This is a genomic window from Amycolatopsis sp. NPDC058278 (assembly GCF_042881395.1).
Classification (GTDB): domain Bacteria; phylum Actinomycetota; class Actinomycetes; order Mycobacteriales; family Pseudonocardiaceae; genus Amycolatopsis.
This window is the reverse complement of record NZ_JBHVXZ010000139.1, coordinates 1-24,536: the sequence shown is the minus strand read 5'-3', so window position 1 is coordinate 24,536 and position 24,536 is coordinate 1. Positions and strand designations below refer to the sequence as shown.

The 24,536-nt window shown below is 73.5% G+C and carries 21 protein-coding genes; 17 read left to right on the top strand and 4 right to left on the bottom strand.

The window, feature by feature from the left end:
• On the bottom strand, nt 1-1,333 hold a 1,333-nt coding region (locus tag ACFVYA_RS42535), incomplete at its 3' end, for an alpha/beta hydrolase domain-containing protein (protein WP_387053315.1).
• Between the two features lie 318 nt (nt 1,334-1,651).
• On the opposite strand from ACFVYA_RS42535, the gene ACFVYA_RS42530 reads away from it, so the two are divergent.
• A complete protein-coding gene (locus tag ACFVYA_RS42530) occupies nt 1,652-3,004 on the top strand; it encodes a sigma-70 family RNA polymerase sigma factor (protein WP_387053314.1) in 1,353 nt (450 codons plus the stop codon).
• Nucleotides 3,005-3,035: 31 nt separating this feature from the next.
• Here the strand turns inward: ACFVYA_RS42530 and ACFVYA_RS42525 are convergent, their stop codons facing one another.
• A complete protein-coding gene (locus ACFVYA_RS42525) occupies nt 3,036-5,339 on the bottom strand; it encodes a PQQ-dependent sugar dehydrogenase (RefSeq protein WP_387053312.1) in 2,304 nt (767 codons plus the stop codon).
• Between the two features lie 220 nt (nt 5,340-5,559).
• On the opposite strand from ACFVYA_RS42525, the gene ACFVYA_RS42520 reads away from it, so the two are divergent.
• The 3 genes from ACFVYA_RS42520 to ACFVYA_RS42510 all read left to right on the top strand — a co-directional run bounded on the left by ACFVYA_RS42520 (nt 5,560) and on the right by ACFVYA_RS42510 (nt 8,863).
• A complete protein-coding gene (locus ACFVYA_RS42520) occupies nt 5,560-6,561 on the top strand; it encodes a zinc-binding alcohol dehydrogenase family protein (RefSeq protein WP_387053317.1) in 1,002 nt (333 codons plus the stop codon).
• Nucleotides 6,562-6,639: 78 nt separating this feature from the next.
• Entirely contained in the window at nt 6,640-7,494 is an 855-nt protein-coding gene (locus ACFVYA_RS42515) for an NAD(P)H-binding protein (protein WP_387053311.1), read from the top strand.
• Between the two features lie 106 nt (nt 7,495-7,600).
• Complete coding sequence (locus ACFVYA_RS42510; RefSeq protein WP_387053309.1) at nt 7,601-8,863, top strand: hypothetical protein; 1,263 nt, start codon at nt 7,601-7,603, stop codon at nt 8,861-8,863.
• Between the two features lie 55 nt (nt 8,864-8,918).
• Here the strand turns inward: ACFVYA_RS42510 and ACFVYA_RS42505 are convergent, their stop codons facing one another.
• Together ACFVYA_RS42505 and ACFVYA_RS42500 are read right to left on the bottom strand one after the other, a co-directional pair.
• Nucleotides 8,919-9,119, bottom strand: a complete 201-nt coding sequence (locus ACFVYA_RS42505; RefSeq protein ID WP_387053307.1) for a hypothetical protein — start codon at nt 9,117-9,119, stop codon at nt 8,919-8,921.
• Nucleotide 9,120: 1 nt separating this feature from the next.
• Nucleotides 9,121-9,534, bottom strand: a complete 414-nt coding sequence (locus tag ACFVYA_RS42500) for a DUF6010 family protein (protein ID WP_387053305.1) — start codon at nt 9,532-9,534, stop codon at nt 9,121-9,123.
• A gap of 181 nt (nt 9,535-9,715) precedes the next feature.
• Between ACFVYA_RS42500 and ACFVYA_RS42495 the strand changes: the two genes are divergently transcribed.
• From ACFVYA_RS42495 to ACFVYA_RS42435, 13 genes are all read left to right on the top strand, one after another.
• A complete protein-coding gene (locus tag ACFVYA_RS42495; protein WP_387053303.1) occupies nt 9,716-10,606 on the top strand; it encodes an alpha/beta hydrolase in 891 nt (296 codons plus the stop codon).
• Nucleotides 10,607-10,658: 52 nt separating this feature from the next.
• The gene (locus ACFVYA_RS42490; protein ID WP_285990717.1) at nt 10,659-11,300 is read left to right on the top strand and encodes a TetR/AcrR family transcriptional regulator; all 642 of its coding nucleotides are present in this window, start codon (nt 10,659-10,661) and stop codon (nt 11,298-11,300) included.
• A 237-nt stretch (nt 11,301-11,537) separates the two neighbouring features.
• Nucleotides 11,538-13,010, top strand: coding sequence for an amidohydrolase family protein (locus ACFVYA_RS42485; RefSeq protein WP_387053301.1), 1,473 nt, complete (start codon nt 11,538-11,540; stop codon nt 13,008-13,010).
• Nucleotides 13,007-14,149: a M20 family metallopeptidase gene (locus tag ACFVYA_RS42480; protein WP_387053299.1), complete on the top strand. Its 1,143-nt coding sequence runs from the start codon at nt 13,007-13,009 to the stop codon at nt 14,147-14,149. The genes ACFVYA_RS42485 and ACFVYA_RS42480 overlap by 4 nt, the downstream gene beginning before the upstream one ends.
• Before the next feature lie 23 nt (nt 14,150-14,172).
• A complete protein-coding gene (locus ACFVYA_RS42475; RefSeq protein WP_387053297.1) occupies nt 14,173-15,066 on the top strand; it encodes a GNAT family N-acetyltransferase in 894 nt (297 codons plus the stop codon).
• The gene (gene menC, locus ACFVYA_RS42470; RefSeq protein ID WP_387053295.1) at nt 15,063-16,166 is read left to right on the top strand and encodes an o-succinylbenzoate synthase; all 1,104 of its coding nucleotides are present in this window, start codon (nt 15,063-15,065) and stop codon (nt 16,164-16,166) included. Before ACFVYA_RS42475 ends, menC begins: the two co-directional genes overlap by 4 nt.
• Nucleotides 16,167-16,183: 17 nt before the next feature.
• Complete coding sequence (locus ACFVYA_RS42465; protein WP_387053293.1) at nt 16,184-17,569, top strand: serine hydrolase domain-containing protein; 1,386 nt, start codon at nt 16,184-16,186, stop codon at nt 17,567-17,569.
• The gene (locus tag ACFVYA_RS42460) at nt 17,566-18,456 is read left to right on the top strand and encodes a serine hydrolase (RefSeq protein ID WP_387053291.1); all 891 of its coding nucleotides are present in this window, start codon (nt 17,566-17,568) and stop codon (nt 18,454-18,456) included. Before ACFVYA_RS42465 ends, ACFVYA_RS42460 begins: the two co-directional genes overlap by 4 nt.
• Before the next feature lie 80 nt (nt 18,457-18,536).
• A complete protein-coding gene (locus ACFVYA_RS42455; RefSeq protein WP_387053289.1) occupies nt 18,537-20,108 on the top strand; it encodes an ABC transporter substrate-binding protein in 1,572 nt (523 codons plus the stop codon).
• Nucleotides 20,105-21,085, top strand: coding sequence for an ABC transporter permease (locus ACFVYA_RS42450; RefSeq protein WP_387053287.1), 981 nt, complete (start codon nt 20,105-20,107; stop codon nt 21,083-21,085). Before ACFVYA_RS42455 ends, ACFVYA_RS42450 begins: the two co-directional genes overlap by 4 nt.
• A gap of 1 nt (nt 21,086) precedes the next feature.
• Nucleotides 21,087-22,964, top strand: a complete 1,878-nt coding sequence (locus ACFVYA_RS42445; RefSeq protein ID WP_387053285.1) for a dipeptide/oligopeptide/nickel ABC transporter permease/ATP-binding protein — start codon at nt 21,087-21,089, stop codon at nt 22,962-22,964.
• A gap of 73 nt (nt 22,965-23,037) precedes the next feature.
• Nucleotides 23,038-23,994 (top strand): ABC transporter ATP-binding protein, encoded by a 957-nt coding sequence (locus ACFVYA_RS42440; RefSeq protein ID WP_387053284.1) that lies wholly within the window; start codon nt 23,038-23,040, stop codon nt 23,992-23,994.
• Nucleotides 23,991-24,536 (top strand): TolB family protein (locus tag ACFVYA_RS42435; protein ID WP_387053282.1); only part of this gene is annotated, 546 nt, incomplete at its 3' end. The genes ACFVYA_RS42440 and ACFVYA_RS42435, both read left to right, overlap by 4 nt.

The window sequence follows — 24,536 nt, the reverse complement described above, 5'->3', positions numbered from 1 at the left end:
GGTAGCCCGACCGCAGGGCCCGGTCCGCCGCCGCGGTGAACTTCGCGACGTAGGTGGTGTGGTCCGGGTACAGCTGCCGGATCCGGTCCGGCGTCAGCGGCGTGGTCGTGCCCAGCAGCAGGCACGCGCCCGGCACGTTGCCGCCGCTGTTGTTGGGGGAGTAGGACGCCACCGGGACGTCGAGATCGGGCAGCCGGACGCCGCCGAGGGCGTTCTGGTCGCCGTCGCGCAGGATGATGAGGTTGAGCAGCATCGAAATCGGCGCCGCCGTGGGCGGGGCCGCGCCGCCGCGCGCCCAGCGGTCGAGGTAGCGGAACGCCGCGTTCTCCGCGTAGCGGAACGTCATGCTGTTGACCGGCTTGTCGCAGGTCGTCGGGGCGCCGTCGTTGATCGACTTGTCCCGGGCGTTGGCCGCGTTGTAGAGGTTCAGGCCGTACTGGTCGGCGTGCGCGGTGCCGGCGACCTCCCAGGTGCGCACCTGGGCGGTGTCCTGCCGGACCGAAGCCGACGCGATGACGTCGGTCTCCGACTGCAGGACGAACACCGGGACGCCGAGATCGGTGCGGATCCGGGCCGACAGCGGGCCGACGACGCCGTCGCCGATCGGCGCCGCGAGGGCGGCCCGGCCGTGGATCATGAAGCCGTCGTAGCTGCGCCGCACCGGCTGGATCGCGTTCGCGTAGGTGGTCAGCCGCAGCGCGGACTGCGAGTGCCCGGTGCCCAGCACGACGGCCGGGGTCCGGCCGCCCAGTACCTGCGGGTTCGCCCGCACCGCCTGCGCGGCCTGCGAGAAGACGTCGTAGGACAGCGCGTCACCGCTGAGGTTCACCGCGCCGTACCGCGCGGGGTCGAGGCTCTTGAGCTTGTCGGCACCGGCTTTCTGGGTCGTCACGCCGACGTAGGCGTAGCCCTCGCGGATGAAGTGCTCGTAGGACTGCGAGAAGTCCACGGGGATGTCGACGCCGAAGCTGACGTTGAGCCATTCGACCACGACCGTGCCGTTGAACCGTGCGGCGTCACGCGGCCGCACCACGACCATCCGGGTGGTGTACGGGTTGCCGGTGGTGGCCACGCGAGTGGCCCAGCGGCCGTCGTCGGTCCACAGCCCCACCTGGTCGAACGTGTCGGCGCGGCCGGAGAGCAGGTACTCCTCCTCGACGTACCCGCGGGCGGCGAGGTCCAGGACGCCTTGGGCGCCGCTGACCGGCCAGCCCCGCCCGGCGTTCGCGGGCACCGCCGCGACGGTGGGGGCGGACGGCGCGGCTTGGGCGGTCCCGGTGATCAGGACGGATGGCAGGAGCACGGTCAGCAGCACGAGCAGGGCTCTGCGCATGGGTATACCCTTCTGGTGGTCGACGGTCCGCGGAGCGGCTCCCGGCTCCCGTACCGTCCACATCGGACACTGAGTGGTGACCGGCAGGCCACGCCATTGTCTTTACTCGCCGGTAAAGACGGGAGCAACGCCGTGTCGGCGAACCGGGGGTGAGCCACCCGGGATCGCTCAGGGATGTGACAAGTCCACGCGCCCGGCGCTCGCCTGTCGCGAAAACTCGGGAAAGTGCTTTCGCGGCCGCAACCTTGCGCTGGTGTCACTCGTTGCGCGACTATCTCGGGACGTTCTGCACGTGCATGCGCACGGCGAGGGGGAGTGGTGACCGAAGTGGCGCCGGCGGTGGCCGGGACGACGGACGTCCCCAGTGACGCGGCCTTGATCGCGGCGGTCCGTGGTGGCGACATCGCGGCGTACGGCGAGCTCTACGACCGGCACCTCCCCGCCGCCCGCCGGGTGGCGGCCGCGATCGCCGCCGACCGGGCGGAGCGCGACGACCTGATCGCCGAAGGGTTCACCCGCGTACTGCGGATTCTGCGCTCCGGCGAGGGACCGGACGAGGATTTCCGGCCGTACCTGCTGACGACCATCCGGAACACGATGATCAGCTGGCGCCGGCGCGACTCGGCCGTGTCACTCGTGGCCGAGGTGCCGGACGTCCTGCCGGGTGCGGGCAGTGACGAGCCGGTCGGCAGCCGGTTGCACGCCGCCGTCGCCGGCGACGCGTTCGCGAGCCTGCCCGAGCGGTGGCGGACGGTGCTGTGGCGGACCGAGATCGACGGCGAGTCGCCCGCGCGGATCGCCGAGGACCTCGGGATGACGCCGAACGGAGTGGCCGCGCTGGCCTACCGCGCCCGGGAGGGCCTGCGCCAGGCCTACCTGGACCAGCACGTTCCCGAGGCGCGGCGGCGCAACTGCAAGAGCGTCTCGGGCCAGCTGGCCAAGTTCGTGCGCGACGGCATCTCCGACCACAAGGCGCACCGGATCGCCGCCCACCTCGACCGCTGCCCGGACTGCCGGGAGCTGGCCGCCGGGCTCCGGCAGCTCAACGAGGAACTGCCCGCCGCGGTGGCCCCGCTCATCCTGGGCATCCCGATCGTCTCGCAGTGGTTGTCCACCTCCGGCTCGCTCGCCACCTCCGGAGCCGCCGCGAGTGCCACCGGCACGGGTGCGTCCGCCCTGTCGTGGGCCACCGCGGCGAAGGTGGCTGTCGCGGGCGCGGCGCTGGTCACCACGGTGACGATCGGCGCGAGCACGTCGAGTGACGCCCCGCCACCCCTGTCCGGCGGCGAAGGCACGACGACCCAGCCCGCGCGGACCGGGCCGCAGGCCGGCTCCCGCAACGGCGTCCCGCCGGGCGGCGTCGCGTCGACGCCGGACACGCAGGTCACGACGGTGCCCGGGGCTCCCGGCGTGGAGCCGACGGGCGCGCAGCCAGCGGGCGAGTCGTCGGGCGCCGCTGTCTCCGGGCAGCCGGCGGCGGGCAGCGGCAACAACGGCAACGGCAACGGGAACGGCAACAACGGGAACGGGAACGGCAACAACGGGAACGGCCTCGGGAACGACCCGGCCGCGAAGGAGTCGAAGCAGGCGGCCAAGGAGTCGTCGAAGGCCGCGAAGGAATCCGCGAAAGAGTCGAAGAAGGCCGAGAAGACGAAGAACCCCGGGGAATGACCCGGCGCCGCGCGACGCCGGGCCATCCCGCTCAGCAGGGCTGCAGCAGCCAGCAGAGCCGGTAGTTCGCCTGGTAGGTCGCCCCGGTCGCCGGCGCGACGACGTTCTGCGTCCGCGCCCCGCCGTGCGCCCAGCTGGTGAAGGCGTACTTCATGTTCAGCGGGGGCAGGTTCTGCGGGCTGTTCGCGCTGATCGAGTTGGTCGATCCGGCGATCACCGTCCGGGAGAACGGCGTGCGCTGCTGGGTCCCGCCGACGGTGAGCATCGCCTGACTGGGGCTCGAGGTGAAGTTCAGCGTCACCGTTTTCGGCTGGAGATCGATCGTCTGGGACCCCGTGCGGCCCGTCGAGTCGGTCGCGGTCAGCGTCAGCTGCAGGTACGACGGGTATTCGTGGTCCGGCGCGACGAACGACCCCGCGGCGACGCCGGGGAAGTCCTGGACGTTGTGGGTGTGGCAGGTGCCGTTGGCCGCGCAGTGCCGGATGGCGAGCCGCCAGGACAGCGCCGCGGGCGGCAGCTCGCCGTCCTGGGCGTCGACGGCGCGGCCGGAGAACGGCACCGTCTGCCCGACCGACCAGGTCAAGGTGGGGCTCGGGGTGTCGATGACCGGCACCGGGTCGAGCCCGGCCGGGGTCCCGACGGTCACCCGGACCGTCGTGGTCGCCGACGCGCCGTGGGAGTCGGTCACCCGCAGCCCGGCGTCGACCGCCGCGGCGGTGGTGTAGGTCCAGGTGGGCCGCGGTACCGCGGAGTCGTCGTAGGCGCCGTCCGCGTCGAGGTCCCACGCGTAGGACAGCGTGTCGCCGGCGTCGGGGTCGGTGGAACCGGTGCCGTCGAACTGGACGGTCAGCGGCGCCGGACCGCTGGACGGCGTCGCGGTGGCCGCGGCCACCGGCGGCCGGTTGGTACCGCCCGCGTAGCTCACCCGGCGCAGTTCGCCGGCGCCCAGCGCGACGTAGAACAGGTCGCCGCCGGGGCCGGTGAGCACCTGCACCGGCGTGTTGACGCCGGTCACGAAGGGCACCAGCTTGCTCGGGCTGGGCTGGCCGGCGACGGTCTGCATCGCCCAGATGCAGCCGCGGGAGGAATCGGCGAAGAACAGCGCGCCGGCGTACTCGGCCGGGTAGGTGCTGCCCGACTCGAAGGCGATCCCGCTGATCGAGGAGCCGCCGGTGGGGCACGGGTCGGTGGCCACGACCTTGGCGCTGTGGTTGTAGGCGTAGAACGGCGCGGTCTGGCCGCCGGCCGAGTACAGCGATTCGCAGCGGTCCAGGTTCGCGCCGTCGTAGCCGGCCTGGCGTCCGGTGCCTTCGAAGCAGGGCCAGCCGAAGTTCTCCGCCACGCCGTCGCCGGCGTTCGGGACCCGGTTGATCTCTTCCCAGGTGTTCCAGCCGACGTCACCGGCCCACAGTTCGCTCGTGCCGGGCCGGAACCCGAACCGGAACTGGTTGCGCGAGCCGTAGGCGATGACGCGCCGGGCGTTGGCGTCGGTGCTGCTCGCGAACGGGTTGCCGGGCAGGCCGTCGCCGGTGTCGGGGTCGATGCGCAGGAGCGCGCCGTTGAGCAGCACGGGCTGCCCGGCCGCGCGGCGCGGGGACTGCGACCGCAGCGCGCCACCTTCGGCCGACGGCGGGCTGAGGTTCGTGCCGGCCGGCGAGGGCGGGTCGGCGCAGGGGTTGCCGACCTGGCCGTAGTCGGCGAAGTTGAAGCTGGCGCCGTCACCGCCGCCGGCGTACAGGGCGCCGTCCGGACCGAAGGCCAGCGCGCCGACCGAATGGCTGGGGAACTGCTGGCACCAGCCGGTGACCAGTGGTTTCTCGCTGACCGCCGTTCCGTCCGGGCCCATGGTCAGCTGGGAGACGCGGCCGGTCACGACGCAGCCGGAGTCGGTCGCGCCCGGCGGGGTCGGGCAGGTGTCGCCCCACTTCGGCGCGGTCCCGCCCGGCAGGGCGTCGAGGGTGTAGGAGACGTAGACGTACGGCCGGGCGGGGAAGGCCGGGTCCACCGCCAGCCCGAGCAGGCCGCGGTCCCAGAAGTCCTGGGTCGGCGTGCGGAGGTCGGCGAACACCGTCGCCGTCGGGTCGGCCAGGTTGTCGAACACCTTGACCAGGCCGCTCTTCTCCGCGACGAACACCCGCCCGTCGGGGGCGAACGCGGCGGCGGTCGGCGAGTTGAGGCCGCCGATGGCGACCGTGTCGGTGAAGCCGGCGGGCACGGCGGCGGCCGGCGCCGCGGCGGCGACAGCCACCGCGAGGGCACCGGCGAGGGGCACGACCACCCCCGCCGCCAGTGCGCGTCTTGATCTTCGCGGAACCAGGAAACGACGAGAAACCATCACGAACTCCTCGTGCGGCGGGGACCGGACTGGCGCGGACGCCGTCCGTTATGGCGCGGGAAGCCCGAATGTTGTTACGCCACAGACAAGAATGTGCACGAACAGCTCAATCCCGTTGAGGGTCAATGACTTACCGGCCCTCGCGCGGCGGCCGCGGTGCCGCCATGCTGGTGACCTCCGGTCGACGAGGAGGTCATCCGTGGTGGCACTGCCGACGACGATGGCTGCCTGGCGCGTCCGGCGGCCGGGCCCGATGGCGGCCGGGCCCGTGGACCTGGTGCGGGCGCCGGTGCCGCGGGCGGGCGCGGGGGAGCTGCTGGTGCGGGTGCTGGTGTGCGGGGTGTGCCGGACGGACCTGCACGTCGCCGAGGGCGATCTGCCGGTGCACCGGCCGGGGGTGACGCCGGGGCACGAGGTCGTCGGCGAGGTGGTCGCGCTCGGCGTGGACGTCACGGGCTTCGCGACCGGCGACCGGGTGGGGATCGCGTGGCTACGCGCCACCTGCGGGCGGTGCCGGTACTGCCGGCGGGGGCGCGAGAACCTGTGCCCGGAATCGCGATACACCGGCTGGGACGCCGACGGCGGGTACGCGGAGTTCGCGGTCGTCCCGGCGGCGTACGCGTTACCGCTGCCCGGCGGCTACCGCGACGACGAGCCGGCGCCGCTGCTCTGCGCCGGGCTGATCGGGTACCGCGCGCTCGCGCGGGCGGACCTGCCCGAAGGCGGCCGGCTGGGTATCTACGGGTTCGGCGGGAGCGCGCACCTGACCGCCCAGGTGGCGATCGCGCGGGGCGCGACGGTGCACGTGCTGACGCGCAGCGCGGCCGCTCGTGAGCTGGCCCTGGCACTCGGCGCGGCGTCGGCGGGGGACGCGGCTTCACCGCCTCCGGAACCGCTGGACTCGGCGATCCTCTTCGCGCCGGTCGGTGACCTGGTGCTCCCGGCGCTGGCCGCGCTCGATCGCGGCGGAACGCTCGCCATCGCGGGCATCCACCTCTCCGACGTACCGCCGCTGGACTACCGGCGGCACCTGTTCCAGGAACGTCAGGTGCGCAGCGTCACCGCGAACACCCGGGCCGACGCCCGGGAGTTCCTGGACTTCGCCGGGCGCCACCACCTGGAGGTCAGCACGGTGCCCTACGCACTGGACGCGGCGGACCGGGCCTTGACCGACCTGGCCGCGGACCGGGTGAACGGCGCGGCGGTGCTGCGAGCTACGTGATTCCGACGATAACGCTTCTTGAGTATCACTGATGCTAATCTGGTTGGTATCAGTGTGAACATCGAGAAGGGGTGCACCATGATCGTCATCACCGGGGGAACCGGAAAGCTCGGGTCGCGGATCGCCGGCCGGCTGCTCGAGCGGGTGCCGGCCGCCGAGATCGGGGTCAGCGTCCGTGAGCCGGAGCGGGCCGCCGGACTCGCCGCCCGCGGGGTCCGCGTCCGGCGTGGTGACTTCGCCGACCCGGGCTCGCTCGCCGAGGCGTTCGAGGGGGCGGCGCAGGTCCTCGTCATTTCGACGGACGAGACGGGCGAGCGGGCCGTCGCACGCCACGTCGCGGCGATCGAAGCCGCGCGCTCGGCGGGGGCGAAGCGCGTCCTCTACACCAGTCACCAGGCCGCGGCGGCCGATTCGCTGTTCGCGCCCATGGCCGACCACGCCGCTACCGAGCGCCGGGCCGGCGAAGGGCCGTTCACCGCGCTCCGGAACGGCTTCTACGCCGGCACGGTGCCGCCGCTGCTGGGTGGGGCGCTCGAGACCGGTGAACTGGCCGCCCCGGTCGACGGGCCGGTGTCCTGGACGGCGCACGCCGACCTCGCCGAAGCCGCGGCGATCATCCTCGCCGACGAGGGCCGGTTCGACGGGCCGACGCCGCCGCTGACCGCGCCGGTGGCCCTCGACCTCGGGGACGTCGCCGCCCTGCTCACCGACCTCACCGGGCGGCCCGTGCGGCGAGTGGTGGTCGCCGACGACGCGTGGCTGGCCACGCTGACCGGGCACGGCGTCCCGGCGGCGCAGGCGGAGCTGATGCTCGGCATGTTCCGGGCCGCCCGGCGCGGCGAGTTCGCCACGGCCGGGCCGGAGCTCGAAGACCTGCTCGGGCGTCCGGCGACGCCGCTTCGGGCGGTGCTGGCCGAAGCGCTCGAGCGATAACCCGGGGGAGCGACGCCGAGAGGATCCACAGTGGACGGTCGGAAGATACAAGAGGCGTACAACGCCGGTGTATGAATTTTGGATCACCGGCTGGCGTACTCCTCCCATGCGAACTCCGAAAGTGATCCTCCTCGCGCTGGCCGTGGCGGCCGGCGCGCTGGCGCTGCCCGGGACGGCGAGCGCCGCCTACAGCGACCCGCTGACGACGACGGCCAAGCAGAACCTGGTGTGGCACGCCACGCCGGCCGCCGCGCTGACCGCGCTCGACGGCGCGCTGCCGAACGTCAGCCTCAACACCGTCGTCAACGACGCCAGCTACGACATGACCGGCTGCACCGCCGCGGAAAAGGCCTCGCTGCCCAAGGCGCCGGTGGCCACCAAATCGATGTGCTGGGACGCCGACCGTGCCGGGACGACGACGTGGACCCCCCAGGGCCTCACGACCTCCGGTGACGCCGACAGCGACGGCAAGTGGGGCAACGACAAGATCATCCTGTCCGGCTGGCACGGCACCGCCGCACTGAGTACCGACGACCACGATCGGTACAACGACGCGCGGATCCAGGCGATCAACTACAACGACCCCGCCAAGCCGTCGTACCGGATGATGTACCTGGCCGTGCCCAACAGCACCGGCAGCAACTTCTCCGCCGCCGAGGCGCACATGGGCGGGATGGCTTGGTACGGCGACAAGATCTACGTGACGGCCCAGGGCGACACCTCGACCGCGATCCGGGTGTTCAGCACCAAGCACATCCTGCAGATGACCGACACGACGTCGAACACGATCGGCAAGACGTCGTCCGGTTATGCCGCCTGGACGTACAAGTACGCGATGATGCAGATCGGCTACTACAGCTACGCGGGCGGCACCTGCACCATGAAGTCCGACACGGCGGTGCCGTGCTTCTCGTCGATGTCGCTGGACCGCAGCACCAGCCCGGTGAGCATCGTGACGTCGGAGTACTTCAAGGAGACGAACCTCCACGGCCGCCTCTACCGCTACCCGATGGGCGACGACTTCCTGCTGGCGGCCTCGTCCGGCACGGTCCCCGCGACCGAGGCCTTCCGCAGCAACGTGGGCAACGTCCAGGGAGTCCTGTCCAACGGCGGGAAGTGGTACGTGGCCCACAGCTCGGCGACGATCAACGGCCAGCTCTGGGCTCAGACGACGGCGAAGAGCACCTCCGCGACGTGCGGCACCGGGACTACGGCCTGCTGGGCCATGCACCCGGAGGCGCTGACGTACGACTCGTCGACGGGCCTGGTGTGGTCCTCGGCGGAGTGGTCCACGGCCGAATGCACGGCCGGCAGCCAGACCTGCGGCCGCTCGGTGTTCGCGGTGCCGCTGTCCTCGCTGCCCGCGTGAGCTGAGCTCGCGGAAGGCCGCTCCGGGAACCTGCCGGGGCGGCCTCCCGGCGTTTTCAGGCCCCGGGGTGGCCGCAGGCGTAGACGTTCGCCGAGGCCAGCGCCACGCAGGCGGGACAGGTGTTGACCGGCCGGTCCCGGCGGCCGAAGTACGGGTGGCGGGCACCGCACAACGCCTGGATCACGTCCCCGGGCCGGGGATCCGGGTGGCACCGGGGACAGTAGGCGTGCGCGGCGCGTTCGACTTCGGCGCTCATGTCACCCGGGTACCCCCGGCGGCGGCGTGCCAACCCGCCGCCACGCTCCCACGGACCGGCCGCCGGTGAAGCACCAGATCGCGATGACCGGGTCGCAGATCGCGCAGCCGAACGACGAGCCGTGGGCGAACGGCAGGATCGGCTGGCCCTTGAGGTGGTGGACGATGTCCCAGCCGGTGTGCAGCAGCCAGCCGACGCCGATGAACGTCCACGAGTCGAGCCCGCGGAACGCGACGTAGGTCAGCAGCGCGCAGAACACCACCTCCCACGGCCCGAGCGCGCCGCCGGAGAGGTAGGCCGCCCCCGCGCCGCCCACCAGCACGGCGTTGAACCGCTGCCGGTGCCGCTCCGGGATCAGCGAGTTGAGCAGGACGTAGGCGAGGCCGATGAGGATCGGCGCCAGGATCTCGATCACGGGGTCCGACGTTAGGAATCGGCCGTCCCGGCGGCCAGTGGCCCGGAAGCCAGGAGTCGACGAGATCTTGCCACGGTCTTAACTCAAGCGATTGACTTAAAATGGGGTACGCTGCCGCCATGACGTTCACCGAGTCGCTCACCGCCGCGGGAAGCCGTCGTTCCCGCGGCCGGCCGCGGTCATGACCGTGCCGTTGTCCGCGGTGGCGCCCGAACTGCGCGGCCGGGTCCGGTGGATGCCGCGCCTGCCGCTGGAGCGGGCCTGGGCGCGGCGCCTGGTGCGGGCGGCGACCGCGCGGACGCGGCCGCCGTCGCTGCCGGACGTCACCGTCGAGCTGCACCCCGGCCGGCGCGTGTACCGGCCGCGGACGCCCCGGTCCGACCGCACGCTGCTGTGGATCCACGGCGGCGGCCTGGTCATCGGCGGGGCGGCCCAGGACGACCGGTTCTGCGCGGGGACGGCGGCCGAGCTCGGCATCACCGTCGTGTCGGCCGAATACCGCCTCGCGCCGGAGCACCCGTACCCGGCGGCGCTCGAGGACTGCCACACCGCCTGGACCTGGTTGCGGGGCCACGTCGCCGCCGAGCAGGTGGTCGTCGGCGGCCAGAGCGCCGGCGGCGGGCTCGCCGCGGCACTCGTGCAGCGCCTGCACGACGAGGGCGAGCGGCCGCGGGCGCAGTGGCTGTTCTGCCCGATGCTCGACGACCGCACCGCCGCCCGCCGCGCCCTCGACGCCACCGGCCACCGCGTCTGGGACAACCGCCTCAACCGCTTCGGCTGGCGTGCCTACCTCGGGACCGAACCGGGCGCGCCGGTCGTGCCGCTGTACGCGGTGCCCGCGCGCCGGGACGACGTCAGCGGGCTGCCGGAGACCTGGATCGGCGTCGGGGACATCGACCTGTTCCACGACGAAGCCGCCGAATACGCCCGGCGGCTCCGCGCGGCGGGCGTCGCCACGACCTTCCACGTCGTCCCCGGCGGGCCGCACGGGTTCGAGGCGTGGGCGCCGTCGAGCGAGTTCAGCCGCCGCTACCTGGCCGCGGCGCGGGCGTGGCTGGGACGGCTCCGGTGATCGCGTCCGTAAGGTGGAGCCCGGCAGGGCGGCTGGGTGACCGGGTGGGTGGATGAACGTCAAGGCGGATCGCGCGAGTGCCACGCGGGAGAGCATCCTCGTCACCGCGGAGCGGCTGTTCGCCGAGCACGGCGTGCACGCGGTGTCCAACCGGCACATCAGCGAGGCGGCCGGGCAGGGCAACAACGCCGCGGTCAACTACCACTTCGGTACCAAAGTGGACCTGGTCCGCGCGATCGCCCGCAAGCACTCCGGCCGGATCGAACGGCTGCGCGAGGAGCTCGTCGACGCCATCGACGGCGACGGTGAGCTGCGGGACTGGGTGGCCTGCCTGGTCCGCCCGAGCACGAGCTACCTGCACGAACTGGGTTCCCCGACGTGGTTCGCGCGGTTCAGCGCCCAGGTGATGACCGACCCGGCACTGCGGGCGATCATCGCGGAGGAGTCGCTGTCCTCGCCGGCGCTGGCCCGCGCGGTCGAGGGGCTGAACCGCTGTCTCGACGGCCTCCCGCCCGACGTCCGCGCCGAGCGCAGCGACATGGCCCGCCAGCTGATGATCCACATGACGGCCGAACGCGAGCGGGCCCTGGCCGAGGGCACGCCCACCCCCCGCGCGAGCTGGAACGACGCGGGCACGGGCCTGATCGACGCGCTCACCGGCCTCCTCCTCGCCCCGGTGACCCCGGCTTCCTGACCACCCGCGCACCCGTCCGGACGACACGCGTACCTGGGGGGACGACACGGTGCCGGGTTCGGCATTCGCCGTGTCGTCCGTCCACGTGCGCGTGTCGTCCGGGTGGGTACGCGTGTCGTCCGGTGCGGTTCGTCCGCGCGGATGGATCGGGGCGCCGGAGTTCGTCGGCGGGCACGAACGGCGGCGGCGGAAATCCTCCTAACGTCACCTCGATCGGTGGTGACGAGGAGGCGGCGGGTGCGGACACTCTTGCGGGGCGGCCGGGTCGTCGATCCGGGGACCGGGTTCGACGGCGTCGCCGACGTGCTCCTGGCCGGCGGGACGGTCGAGGCGGTCGGCACCGGGCTGGAAGCGCCCGACGCGACCGAGGTCGACGTCACCGGGCTCGTCGTCGGACCCGGGTTCGTCGATCTGCACAGTCACGTCCACTCCGTCGCCGGGCAGCGGCTGCAGGCGATGGACGGCGTCACCACCGCGCTCGACCTCGAAGCCGGCCTGATGCCCGTCGAGCGGGCGTACGCCGAAGCTGCCGCGGCCGGGCGGCCCCTGCACTACGGCTTCTCCGCCTCCTGGGGCGCGGCCCGGGCGCAGGTCCTCGCCGGGATCGAGCCCGACGCGAACATCGACAGCGGCCTGGCCGTCCTGGGCAACCCGGCGTGGCAACGCTCTTCGTCACCGACGGAGCTGGCCGCCTGGCTGTCCCTCCTGGACACCGAACTCGCGGCCGGCGCCCTCGGGATCGGGGTGCTCATGGGGTACGCGCCGCAGACCGCCCCCGGCGAGTTCCTGGCCGTCGCCCACCTCGCCGCGATGGCCGGGGTGCCGACCTACACCCACGTCCGCGAGCTGGTCGAGGTCGACCCCGCCATCCCGGTCGACGGCTCGGCGGAGATCGCCGCCGCCGCGGGGAAGACCGGCGCCGCGATGCACCACTGCCACGTCAACAGCACCTCCGGCCACCACATCGACCGCGTCCTCGCCACCCTCGACGACGCCCGCCGCGCGGGCTCCCGCGTCACCGTCGAGGCCTACCCCTACGGCGCGGGCAGCACCGCGGTCGGCGCCGCCTTCATCGAGCCGGACCGCCTGCGGCTCAAGGGACTTCGTCCGTCCAGTGTGGTCATCCTCGAAACCGGGGAACGCGTGCGCGACGAAGCCCGCCTGCGGCAGCTGCGGCGGGACGACCCGGGCGCGCCGTGCCTGCTGGAGTTCCTCGACGAAGGAGACCCCCGCGAACGCGCGCTGCTGCACCGGGCCCTGGCCTTCCCCGACGCCGTCGTCGCCAGCGACGCGATGCCCGTGTCGTGGCCGGACGGCCGCGGCGAAAGCACCGAGTGGCCGCTGCCGCCCGGCGGGCGCACGCACCCGCGCACCGCGGGCACCTTCGCCAAGACCCTGCGGCTGATGGTCCGCGAAGCGAGCGCCTGGAGCTGGCTCGAGGCGTTCCGGCGCTGTTCGTACCTGCCCGCGCGGCTCCTCGACGACGTCGCGCCCGCCGCCCGCGGCAAGGGCCACCTGGGCACCGGAGCCGACGCCGACGTCGTCGTCCTCGACCCGGAGCGCATCACCGACACCGCCACCTACGCCGACCCCACCCGGCCCTCCCACGGGGTCAGGCACCTCTACGTCGCCGGGGTTCCCGTGGTCGCGGACGGAAACCTGGACCGGGAAGCGCTGCCCGGCAAGCCGCTGCGGGGTGAGCCGAAGTGAGCGACCTGATCGCGGACATCGAAACGCTGGTCCGCTGCGAATCGCCGTCGGACGACCACGAAGCCGTCGCGCGCAGCGCCGAAGCCGTCGCCGTCGTCGGCCGCCGCCTCCTCGGCGCCGAGCCGGAGCGCCTGGTCACCGACGGGTGCACGCACCTGCGGTGGCGCTTCGGCGACGGGCCGCCGCGGGTCCTGCTGCTCGGCCACCACGACACCGTCTGGCCGCTGGGCTCCCTGCGGACACACCCCTTCGCCGTCGAGAACGGCATCCTGCGTGGCCCCGGGTGTTTCGACATGAAAGCCGGCGTGGTGATGGCCCTGCACGCGGCCGCGGCGCTGCCGGATCGCACGGGCGTCGCCATCCTCGTCACCGGCGACGAGGAGATCGGGTCCCCGCTGTCCCGCACCCTCATCGAGGACGAGGCCCGAAGCTGCGACGCGGTGTTCGTGCTCGAAGCCTCGGCCGACGGCGGGGCGCTGAAGACCCGCCGCAAAGGCGTTTCCCGGTACTGGATCGAAGTCGACGGCCGGGCCGCGCACGCCGGGCTCGAACCCGAGAAGGGCGTCAACGCCGGGATCGAGGTGGCGCACCAGATCCTCGCGGTGGCCGCCCTCGCCGACCCCGGCCGCGGGACCACCGTCGTCCCGACCGCGCTGAGCGCCGGGACCACGACCAACACCGTGCCGGCCGCGGCGAGCGTGGCGGTGGACGCGCGGGTGTGGGACGTGGCCGAACAGGACCGCGTCGACCGGGCCGTGCGCAGCCTGGTACCGGTGCTCGCGGACGCGCGGATCCGCATCGCGGGCGGCATCAACCGGCCGCCGCTGGAGGCGGCCGCGTCGGCGGAGTTGTTCGCGCTCGCGGACGAACTGGCGAGCGGGCTCGGCATCGGACCGCTCACCCGGGCCGCGGTCGGCGGCGCGTCGGACGGCAACTTCACGGCGGGGCTGGGCATCCCGACGCTCGACGGCCTCGGCGCGGTGGGCGGGGGAGCGCACGCCGACGACGAACACGTCGTCGTCGCGGAGCTGCCCCGGCGGACCGCGCTGCTCGCCGCGCTCACCGAAACCGTGCTGGCGCGGGGAACTTCGTCCGCGCCGACGAACGTGCCCGGTGAATCCGGTGCGGGACAACGGTGACCGGCGGCGAGCATCCGGAAAGGATGGTGGGCGTGACAGAAGTCGTGACGAACACAGCCCCGCCGCTGCGGGACGAGGCGGCCGCCGCGGCGGCCGGTGCCGCCCTCGCCTCGGGCGTCCGGATCCGGACCCTGGCCGAGGTCGCCGACCTGGCCGCGGTGTCCCGGCTCTTCGAATCGATCTGGCGACCCGCGCCGGGAAACCCGCTCGTGACGGCCGAACTGCTGCGGGCCATGGCCTCGGCGGGCAACTACGTCGCCGGGGCGTTCGACGGACCCGAGCTGCTCGGCGCCTGCTTCGGGTTCTTCGGCGAACCCGCGAAGGGAGGACTGCACAGCCACATCGCCGGGGTCGCGACCACCGGGCACGGCCGCGGCATCGGCTTCGCGCTCAAGCTGCACCAACGCGCGTGGGCGCTGCGCCAGGGGGTCGCGGTGATCTCCTGGACGTTCGACCCGCTGGTGCGCCGCAACGCCCACTTCAACCTGACCAAGCTCGCGGCCCGCCCGGCGCGCTACCTGCCGGACTTCTACGGCCCGATGCAGGACGGGATCAACGGCACCGGCGCCACCGACCGCCTCATGGTCGCCTGGGACCTGGCGAGCCCGTCCGTGCGGGCGGCCGCCGCCGGCCGGCCGGACCGGGTGGACGCGGCGGCACTGCGGGCCGGGGGAGCCGCCGTCGCGCTGGCGGCCGGCCCGGACGGCCGCCCGGTCACCGGCTCCGCGGACGCGCCGGTGGTGCTGGTCGCCGTCCCGCCGGACATCGAGGCGCTCCGGCGCACCGACCCGGAGCAGGGCCGGGCCTGGCGGGTCGCGCTGCGGGAGGTGCTCGGCGGCCTGCTCGCCGGGGGTGCCTCGGTCACCGGATTCGATCGTGCCGGCTGGTACGTGCTGACCAAGGAGCCTTCGTCGTGAAACTCACCGGTGTGGAACTCCTCCGCGTGCGGCTGCCCCTCGTGGCCCCGTTCCGGACGTCGTTCGGCACGCAGGCCGAACGCGAACTGCTGCTCCTGAGGGCGGTGACGTCCGAGGGCGAAGGCTGGGGTGAGTGCGGGGCGATGGCCGGCCCGCTCTACTCCTCGGAGTACATCGACGGTGTCGAGCACGTGCTGCAGGCCTTCCTCGTGCCGGCCCTCCTCGCCGCCGGGGACCTCACGGCGTACAAGGTCGCGCCGCTGCTGGCGAAGTTCAAGGGCCACCGGATGGCCAAGGCCGCGCTGGAAATGGCCGTGCTCGACGCCGAGCTGCGAGCGCACGGCCTGTCCTTCGGCACCGCCCTGGGGTCCACATCGGACTCCGTGCCGTGCGGGGTGTCGGTCGGGATCATGGACTCGATTCCGCAGCTGGTGGACGTCGTCGGCGGCTACCTCGACGCCGGGTACCTCCGCATCAAACTGAAGATCGAGCCCGGCTGGGACGTCGAGCCGGTGCGCGCGGTCCGCGAACGCTTCGGCGACGACATCCTGCTGCAGGTCGACGCGAACACGGCGTACACGCTCTCGGACGTGCCGCAGCTGCAGCGGCTCGACCCGTTCGGGCTGCTGCTGATCGAGCAGCCCCTGGAAGAGGAGGACGTGCTCGGCCACGCCGAGCTCGCCAAGCACCTCCGGACGCCGATCTGCCTGGACGAGACCGTCGTGTCGGCGGCGTCGGCCGCGGCCGCGATCCGGCTCGGCGCCTGCCGGATCGTCAACATCAAGCCGAGCCGGGTCGGCGGCTACCTGGAAGCGCGGCGGGTGCACGACGTCTGCGCCGCGCACGGCATCCCGGTCTGGTGCGGCGGGATGCTCGAAACCGGGCTGGGCCGGGCCGCCAACGTCGCGCTGGCGTCGCTGCCCGGGTTCACCCTGCCCGGCGACACCTCGGCGTCGGACCGGTTCTACCGCACCGACATCACCGAACCGTTCGTGCTCGAGGCCGGACGGCTGCCGGTGCCGTCCGGGCCCGGTCTCGGCGTCACCCCGATCCCCGGGCGGCTGGCCGAGGTGACCACCGCCAAGTCCTGGCTCGCCTAGCGAAACGAGAGGTCCCCATGCCGAAACTCCCCGAACTCTCCGCCTGGCTGCACACCCGGCTCCCCGCCCTGCTGGCCGAGCACCACGTGCCCGGCGCGGCTGTCGCCGTGTACGCCGGCGGCGAGATCATCGACCACGCCGCCGGGGTGCTCAACACCGGCACCGGCGTCGAAGCGGACGTCGATTCGCTGTTCCAGATCGGGTCGATCACCAAGGTCTGGACGACCACCCTGGCCATGCAGCTCGTCGACGAAGGCGTCCTCGACATCGAGGAGCCGGTCCGGAAGTACCTGCCGGAATTCGTGCTCGGCGACGAGGACGCGGCCGCGCGGATCACCGTCCGGCAGCTGATGTGCCACACCGCCGGGTTCGAGGGGGACATCTTCACCGACACCGGCCGCGGCGCCGACTGCATCGAAAAGTACGTCGCGACCCTCGGCGACGTGCCCCAGCTGTTCGCCCCCGGCGAGATGTTCTCCTACAACAACGCCGCGTTCTGCGTGCTCGGCAGGCTCGTGGAAGTCCTGCGCGGCAAGACCTACGACGAATGCCTCCAGGACCACCTGTTCACCCCGCTCGGCCTGACGCACGCGGCGCCGAGCCCGTACGAGGCGATCCGGTTCCGCGCCGCGCTCGGGCACCTGACGTCCTCGCCCGGCGCCGACCCCGAACCCGCGAGCACCTGGGCGCTGACGCCGTCCAACGCCCCGGCGGGCTCGATGCTCGCGATGCGCCCGCGGGACTTGGTCACGTTCGCCGCGATGCACCTGCGGGACGGCGAAGGCCCCGAAGGTACTCGCGTGCTCAGCGCGGACAGTGCCCGTGCGATGCGGGAACGCCTGGTGGAGCTGCCGGAACTCGGTATCTTCGGCGACGCGTGGGGGCTCGGCTGGTCGCTGTTCGACTCGCCCGGCGGGACGGTGGTCGGCCACGACGGCGGCACGATCGGCCAGTCCGCGTTCCTGCGCGTGGCCCCGGAGCACGGGGTCGCGGTGGCCCTGCTGACCAACGGCGGCGACACGATCGCCGTCTACACCGAGGTCGTCGCGCACGTCCTGCGCGAGCTGACCGGCATCGAACTGGCCGCGCCACCGGTGCCGGACCCGGCCGCGCCGCGCGTCGACGCCTCGCGGTACGTCGGCGAGTACTCGTCGTCGGTGGCGGACATCGTCGTCAGCCAGGACGACGACGGCCGCGTCTGGGTCGAGCGTGTCCCGAAGGGGATCTTCGCGGAGCTGGCCAGGCCGGAGAAGACCGAGCTGGTCGCGATGAACGGCGACACGCTGATCCTGGCCGAGCCGATGCAGGGGATGTACGTGCCGCACGCCTTCGTCGGGGACGACGGCACCGGCCGCGCGCTGTACCTGCACACCGGCCGGGCCGATCGGCGGGTGAGCGCGTGAGTGCGGTCGAGGCCGAGATCGCCGGGGTCTTCGCCGAAGCGGATGCGCGCGGGTTCCTGCACGCGCGGGAGATCGGCGGCGGGCCGGACGTGGCCGTCGGCGCGGACGACCCGGTGGTGCTGGCGTCGGTGTTCAAGATCCCGGTCGCCGTCGCCTACGCCCGCGAAGTGGCCGCCGGACGGCTGGACGAGACCGAGCGGACCCGCGTCGGGCCGCGCTACCGCATCGGCGGCATCGGCACCGCGGGCTGCGCCGACGACGTGGAGCTGAGCTGGCGCGACCTCGCGCTGTTCATGCTGACGATGAGCGACAACGCCGCCACCGACGTGCTCTACCACCGGATCGGCCAGGACGCCGTCGACCGCCTGCTGGCCGACCTGGACCTGCGGCGCACCCGGCTGATCGGCTGCTGCGAGGACCTGTTCGCCTCCGTGTCCGCCGACCTCGGCGCGGCCGAAGGCGCCGACATTGACGCCGTGTTCGCCGGTGCGACCCCCGAGCAGACGTGGAAGCTCGCGGTGCTGGACCCCGAACGCACGACGTCGTCCACCCCGCGTGAGCTCACCGAGCTGCTGGACGCCGTGTGGACCGACCGCGCCGGGGAACCCGCGGCGTGCGAGCGGGTCCGCTCGATGATGGCGCGGCAGATCTGGCCCCACCGCCTGTCGTCCGGCTTCGGCTCGGACGTCGCGATCGCGGCCAAGACCGGCACGCTGCCCGCGGTCCGCAACGAGGCCGGTGTCGTGTCCTTCCCGGACGGCCGCCGCTTCGCCGTCGCGGCCTTCACCCGCGCGAACTCCCTGGCCGAACGGCAACCCGCCATCGACGCGGCGATCGGCCGGGCCGGCCGCCTCGCCGTGGACCACCTGCGGAAGGAAACCCCATGACCTGCACCCATTTCTTGCGGGGGTCCGGGTGGCGGAGCCCCCGGCCCGGGGCGAAGCCCCGGTTTGGCACACGGACGGCGGTGGTCCTGCTCGGCGCACTCGCTCTCGCGGCCACGGCCTGCGGGGGACCGGGTGGCGCCGATGCGGCCGGCGGCACCCTGGCCGACGGCAAGACGTTCACCGTCGGGATCGCGTCCGACCCCGGCAACCTCGACCCGCACATGTCGGTGCTGTCGGTGACCGGCCAGGTCGACCGGTTCCTCTACGACTCGCTGCTCGAACTCACCCCCGACGGCAAGCCGCTGCCCGCGCTGGCCGAAAAGTGGGACGCCACGACCACCACGGCGTCGTTCACCCTGCGGCCCGGCATCACCTGCGCGGACGGGGGTCCCCTGACCGCCGCCGACGTCGCCGCGAACATCGTGTTCGTCGGCGACCCGGCGAACAAGTCGCCCTTCGCCGGCCTGACGATCGCGCCCGGCACGAAGGCCACCGCCGACGAAGCCACCCGGACGGTCACCGTGACCAGCGGCGCGCCCGACGCGTTCCTGCTCCGCAACGCCGGTGGCCTGCCGATCGTCTGCGGCAAGGGACTGGCCGACCGGAAACTCCTGGCCAAGGGCGGCAGCGGCACCGGCATGTTCGCCGTCTCCGAGATCGTGCCGAACGACCACTACACGTTCACCCGCCGCAAGGACTACACGTGGGGTCCGGGGGACTGGAAGGCGCAGCAGGCCGGCCTGCCGGACAAGGTCGTCGCCCGGGTCATCCCGAACACCTCGACGGCGGCGAACCTGCTGCTCTCCGGTGAGCTGAACGCGAGCCAGATCAACGGGCCGGACCGCCAGCGGCTGGAAGCGCGGAAGCTCTACCACGCGGACTTCCTCGCGCCGCTCGGGGAAATCTTCTACAACCAGGCCGCCGGGCGCCCCGGCCAGGACGAGTCCGTGCGCCGCGCGCTCACCCAGGCCCTCGACCTGGCCCAGCTCGGCAAGGTGCTGACCAACGGCACCGGCAAGCCGTCGCAGGGCCTGGTCACCGCCGAGCCGAAGGCGTGCTCGGGCGACACCGTCACCGGCCACCTGCCCGCGCACGACCCGGCGGCGGCCGCGTCCGCTTTGGACAGTGCGGGCTGGAAAGCGGGTCCGGACGGCGTGCGCGCCAAGGGCGGCAAGCGGCTGGCGCTCACCGTCCTCTACGGCACCCAGCTCGGCCCGAACATGGCGCCCACCGCCGAACTGGCCCAGCAGACCTGGAAGTCCCTCGGCGCCGAGGTCACGCTCAAGGCCGTCGACAGTCCGGGGCTGTCCCAGGTGCTGTTCGGCACCGGCGAGTGGGAGGTCTCGCTCGGGCCGGTCGGGCTCACGCTGCCCAGCCAGCTGGTCCCGTTCGTGTCCGGGCCGGTGGCCCCCGACGGGACCAACTTCGCCCACATCGCCAACCCGGAGTACGAGCAGGGCGTCAAGCGGGCGGCCGCGATGAGCGGCGAGGCCAGCTGCCCGGCCTGGCAGGCCGCGGAGACGGCGTTGGTCAAGCACGTCGACGTGGTGCCCTACATCGACTCCGTCGTGCCGTACTACGCGAGCGGTGCGCGGTTCGACGTCAGCCAGGGCAGCGTCACGCCGTCGTCGATCCGGATGTACGCGCGATGACCACCGCGGTGGCGCCCGCGCGGCCGCGCGGCGGGCCGTGGCCGGCGTTCGCCGCCCGGCGGCTGACCCGGTTCGCCGTCTCGTTGTGGGCGCTGGTCACCGCGGCCTTCCTGATGATCCACCTGGTCCCGGGCGACCCGGTGCGCGCGGCGCTCGGGATGACCGCCCCGGCCGACCTGGTGCGGGCGAAGCGGCTGGAACTCGGCCTCGACGACCCGCTGTGGGTGCAGTACGGGCACTACCTGCGCGGCCTGTTCACCGGCGACCTCGGGACGTCGATGGCGAGCGGCCAGCCGGTCACGGAGGTGATCGGCGACCGGCTGCCGGCGACCCTGCAGCTGGCGATCCCCGCCTTCGCCGTCGTGGTGGCCGTCGCGATCCCGGTCGGCGTCGTCTTCGCGGTGCTGACCCGCGGCGGCCGCCGCCGGGGCAGCGAACTGGCGTTCACGTCGGTGAGCGTCTTCCTCGCCGCCGTGCCGGAGTTCCTGGTGGCGGTCGCGCTGGTGGCGCTGCTCGCGGTCGGTCTCGGCTGGTTCCCGGTGGCCGGCGGCGACGACGCGAGCGGGTACGTGCTGCCGGTCGCGGCCCTGGCCACCGGGCCGTCGGCGGTGCTCGCCCGGATCGTCCGGGTGGAGCTGCTTTCCGTGCTCGGCGCCGACTTCGTCCGCACCGCGCGGGCGAAGCGGCTGCCCGCGCGGCTGGTCTACGTCCGGCACGCGCTGCCGAACGCGCTGACCGCGACCCTGACGCTGGGCGGGCTGATGCTGACCGGGATGGTCGCGGGCACGGTGCTGGTGGAGAACGTGTTCGCCTGGCCCGGCCTCGGCTCGACGATCGTGCAGTCGATCCTGCAGAAGGACTACCCCCTGGTCCAGGGGATCGTGCTGGTCTACGGCGTCGGCGTGCTGCTGGTGAACCTGCTGGTCGATGTCGTGCTCGGGCTGCTCGACCCGCGCTCGGCCATTCGGGAGGCGTGAAATGGCGAGACGCGGAACGTGGGCGGCGGCCCTGCGCACGCCGGTGGGGGCGTGCTCGGCGGTGCTGCTGGCCCTCGTCGTCGTCCTGGCGGCGCTGGCTCCGCTGTTGTGGGGCGGCGGCGCGGCGGCGATCGACACCGACGCGATCGGCCAGGGACCGTCCGGGGCGCACCCGTTCGGCACCGACTCCCTCGGCCGCGACCTGCTGCTGCGCACCCTGGTGGCGACCCGGCTCTCGGTCGGGCTGGCCCTGCTCGCGACCGTGATCGGCGCCGGCAGCGGCGTTGTCCTCGGGACGCTGCCGTCCGTGCTGCCCCGCCGGGCGGGCCGGCTGCTCACCGCGGTCGTCGACATCGCCGTCGCGTTCCCCGGGCTGCTGCTGGCCCTGTTCCTCGCGGTGATCTTCGGCGTCGGCACCCAGGGCGCGGTGCTGGCCATCGGGTTCGCGACGGCGCCGGCGTTCGCGCGGCTCGTGCAGACGCTCTCGGCGTCGGTCAGCGGGCGCGACTTCGTGGCCGCGGCCCGGATCGCCGGCGTCGGCCGGGTCCGGCTGCTGGCCCGGCACGTACTGCCGAACATCGGCGAACCGCTCGTCGTCAACGCGACCATCGGGGCCGGCTCGGCACTGCTCGCCTTCGCCGGGCTGTCATTCCTCGGGATCGGTGTGCAGGCCCCGGACTACGACTGGGGCCGCCTGCTGCGCGAGGGCCTGGACGGCATCTACGTCAACCCCGCGGCCGCGCTCGCGCCCGCCGCGGCGGTGGTGCTCGCCGGGCTGGCGTTCAACCTCGTCGGGGAGACGGTCGCCGCGGTGGTCGGAGTCCGGACCCGCGCGAGGAGGCGGGGGGCACCGCCGCTCCCGGCGGCGCGGCCGGCGCTCGGGGAGCCGCCCGCGGACGCGGTGCTGGTGGTGGAGAACCTCCGGGTGGCGTTCCCCGGCCCGGACGGCTGGACGGTACCGGTGCGCGGAGTCGGCTTCAGCGTCCGCGCCGGCGAAGCGATCGGCGTGGTCGGCGAATCCGGCTCCGGCAAGAGCCTGACCGCGCTGGCCGTGTCCCGCCTGGTCGAAGCGCCCGGCGTGGTCACCGCCGACCGGCTCGAGTTCGCCGGGAAGCCCCTGGCCGCCGCCTCGGACCGGGAACTCGGCACGGCGCTGGCCATGGTGTTCCAGGACCCGATGACGTCGTTCAACCCCGCCCGCCGCGTCGGCGGCCAGCTGGCCGAGGTGTCCGAGCAGCACCACGGCCTGTCGCGGCGTGCGGCGTTCGCCCGCGCGGTGGACCGGCTGGCCGCGGTGCGCATCCCGGCCGCCGAGCGGCGTGCCCGGCAGTACCCGCACGAGTTCTCCGGCGGCATGCGGCAGCGGGCGATGATCGGCATGGGCCTGATGGGCCGGCCGAAGCTGATCGTGGCCGATGAGCCGACGACCGCACTCGACGTCACCGTGCAGCGGCAGGTGCTGCGCCTGCTGGCCCGCACGCGCGAAACCGAGGGCGCGGCGATCCTGCTGATCAGCCACGACATCGCGGTCGTTTCCCAGACGTGCGAACGGATGCTGGTGATGTACGCCGGCCGGATCGTCGAGGACCTGCCGACCGGGAGCCCGGCCCGGCACCCGTACACGCGGGCGCTGCTGGCCACCACGGTCGACCTGGAAACCGACCGCGACCGGCCACTGGAAGTCATCCCCGGCCGCCCGCCGGAACCCGGCCAGCTACCCGGAGGCTGCGCGTTCGCCGCCCGGTGTCCGGTGGCTTCGGAGCGCTGCCGCACCGAAGACCCGGTCCTCGAACCGGCGACCGGCGGCCACCGGGTCGCCTGCTGGCACCCGCAGGTCACCGTCCTTTCCGGACAGTCGCACGAGGAGGGTGCCGCATGAGCGAGCCTGCGAGCGAATCATTCAACACTGCGCCGTCCGCTCAGGCCGCGCCGAGCGTCAGCGAGGCGAGCGCATGAGCGCGCTCGAGTTCGACGCGGTGAGCGTCCGCTACGGCAAGCTGACCGCGGTCGACGGCGTCAGCCTGACCGTCCCGTCCGGACAGGTCGTCGGCCTGGTCGGCGAGTCCGGCTCCGGAAAGTCGACCCTCGCCAGGGCGGCGGCGGGGCTCGCGCCGGTCAGTGCGGGCCGGGTCCTGCTCGACGGCGTCGACGTGCGGCGGCTGCCCCGCCGGCGGCCACTGCAGATGGTGTTCCAGGACCCGTATTCGTCGCTGGACCCCCGGATGGCGATCGGCGAGTCCATCACCGAGGCGATGCCGCCGGGCACGTCCCGCGCCGAGCGGCGGGCCGAGGTCGCCCGGCTGCTCGAACTGGTGAACCTCGACCCGGGCAGCGCCGCGGCGCTGCCCGGCCGGCTCTCCGGCGGGCAGCGCCAGCGCGTCGCACTCGCGCGGGCGCTGGCCGGGCGGCCGAAGGTGCTGGTCGCCGACGAGATCACCTCCGCACTCGACGTCTCGGTGCAGGGCGCGGTGCTCAACCTGGTCCGGGACGTGCAGCGGCGGCTGGCGCTGTCGATGCTGTTCATCTCGCACAACCTCGCCGTGGTGCGGTACGTCAGCGACGTCGTCGCGGTGATGTACCTCGGCCGGATCGTCGAGGCCGGTCCCGCCGAGCAGGTCCTCACCGAGCCGAAGCACCCCTACACCCGGGATCTGCTGGCCGCCGCACCCTCGGCGCACCGCGGCCTGCTCGACGACACCGGCACCGACGCGCTCGCCGACACCGAACCCGCCGACCCGAACCACCCACCGGCCGGCTGCCGCTACCACCCGCGCTGTCCGGTCGGGCCGCTCGTGCACGCCGACCGCACCGTCTGCGTCACCGCCGATCCGGCCGACGAGGCGGCGGCCCGGCCCCACTCCGCGGCGTGCCACTACGCCGCGAGCCATCCCACGAGGAGATCCGCATGACCCGACGTCCGGGCACCGACGACCTGCACGCCTTCGAGTTCCCCGAGCACCCGGCGATTTCGCCCGACGGCAGCCGGATCGCGTACGTGCTGCGCACCGCCGACCGCGACCGGGACACCGACACCCGCTCGCTCTGGCTGGTCTCGACCGAATCCGGCGAGGCGCGCCGGCTCACCCGCGGTCCCGCCGACCTCGAGCCGGCGTGGTCACCCGACGGCACGCGGCTCGCGTTCCTGCGCGCCCAGGACGGCCCCGCGCAGCTGTGGCTGCTGCCCACCGGCGGTGGCGAGCCGGAGCAGCTCACCACGCTTCCGCTCGGCGCCGGGACCCCGGTCTGGCGGCCGGACGGCGCCCAAAACCCCTACGCCCCCCCCCTCTACACCGCCGAGCACGTGGGCGCCGACGACGCGGCCCGGGCCCGCCGTGCGAGCGCCCCGGTGGTCGCCGACCGGCTCGACTTCAAGGCCGACGGCGCCGGGCTGCTGCGGACGCTGCGCAAGCACGTCCACGTCGTCGACGTCGCCACCGGCGAGGTCCGGCAG

Coding starts and splice junctions, on each gene's coding strand:
- ACFVYA_RS42495 (WP_387053303.1), top strand. CDS start 9,716: ATGACCGTGCCGTTGTCCGCGGTGGCGCCCGAACTGCGCGGCCGGGTC.
- ACFVYA_RS42445 (WP_387053285.1), top strand. CDS start 21,087: ATGGCGAGACGCGGAACGTGGGCGGCGGCCCTGCGCACGCCGGTGGGG.
- ACFVYA_RS42490 (WP_285990717.1), top strand. CDS start 10,659: ATGAACGTCAAGGCGGATCGCGCGAGTGCCACGCGGGAGAGCATCCTC.
- ACFVYA_RS42525 (WP_387053312.1), bottom strand. CDS start 5,339: ATGGTTTCTCGTCGTTTCCTGGTTCCGCGAAGATCAAGACGCGCACTG.
- ACFVYA_RS42520 (WP_387053317.1), top strand. CDS start 5,560: ATGGCTGCCTGGCGCGTCCGGCGGCCGGGCCCGATGGCGGCCGGGCCC.
- ACFVYA_RS42475 (WP_387053297.1), top strand. CDS start 14,173: ATGGTGGGCGTGACAGAAGTCGTGACGAACACAGCCCCGCCGCTGCGG.
- ACFVYA_RS42450 (WP_387053287.1), top strand. CDS start 20,105: ATGACCACCGCGGTGGCGCCCGCGCGGCCGCGCGGCGGGCCGTGGCCG.
- ACFVYA_RS42465 (WP_387053293.1), top strand. CDS start 16,184: ATGCCGAAACTCCCCGAACTCTCCGCCTGGCTGCACACCCGGCTCCCC.
- ACFVYA_RS42515 (WP_387053311.1), top strand. CDS start 6,640: ATGATCGTCATCACCGGGGGAACCGGAAAGCTCGGGTCGCGGATCGCC.
- ACFVYA_RS42440 (WP_387053284.1), top strand. CDS start 23,038: ATGAGCGCGCTCGAGTTCGACGCGGTGAGCGTCCGCTACGGCAAGCTG.
- ACFVYA_RS42510 (WP_387053309.1), top strand. CDS start 7,601: ATGCGAACTCCGAAAGTGATCCTCCTCGCGCTGGCCGTGGCGGCCGGC.
- ACFVYA_RS42505 (WP_387053307.1), bottom strand. CDS start 9,119: ATGAGCGCCGAAGTCGAACGCGCCGCGCACGCCTACTGTCCCCGGTGC.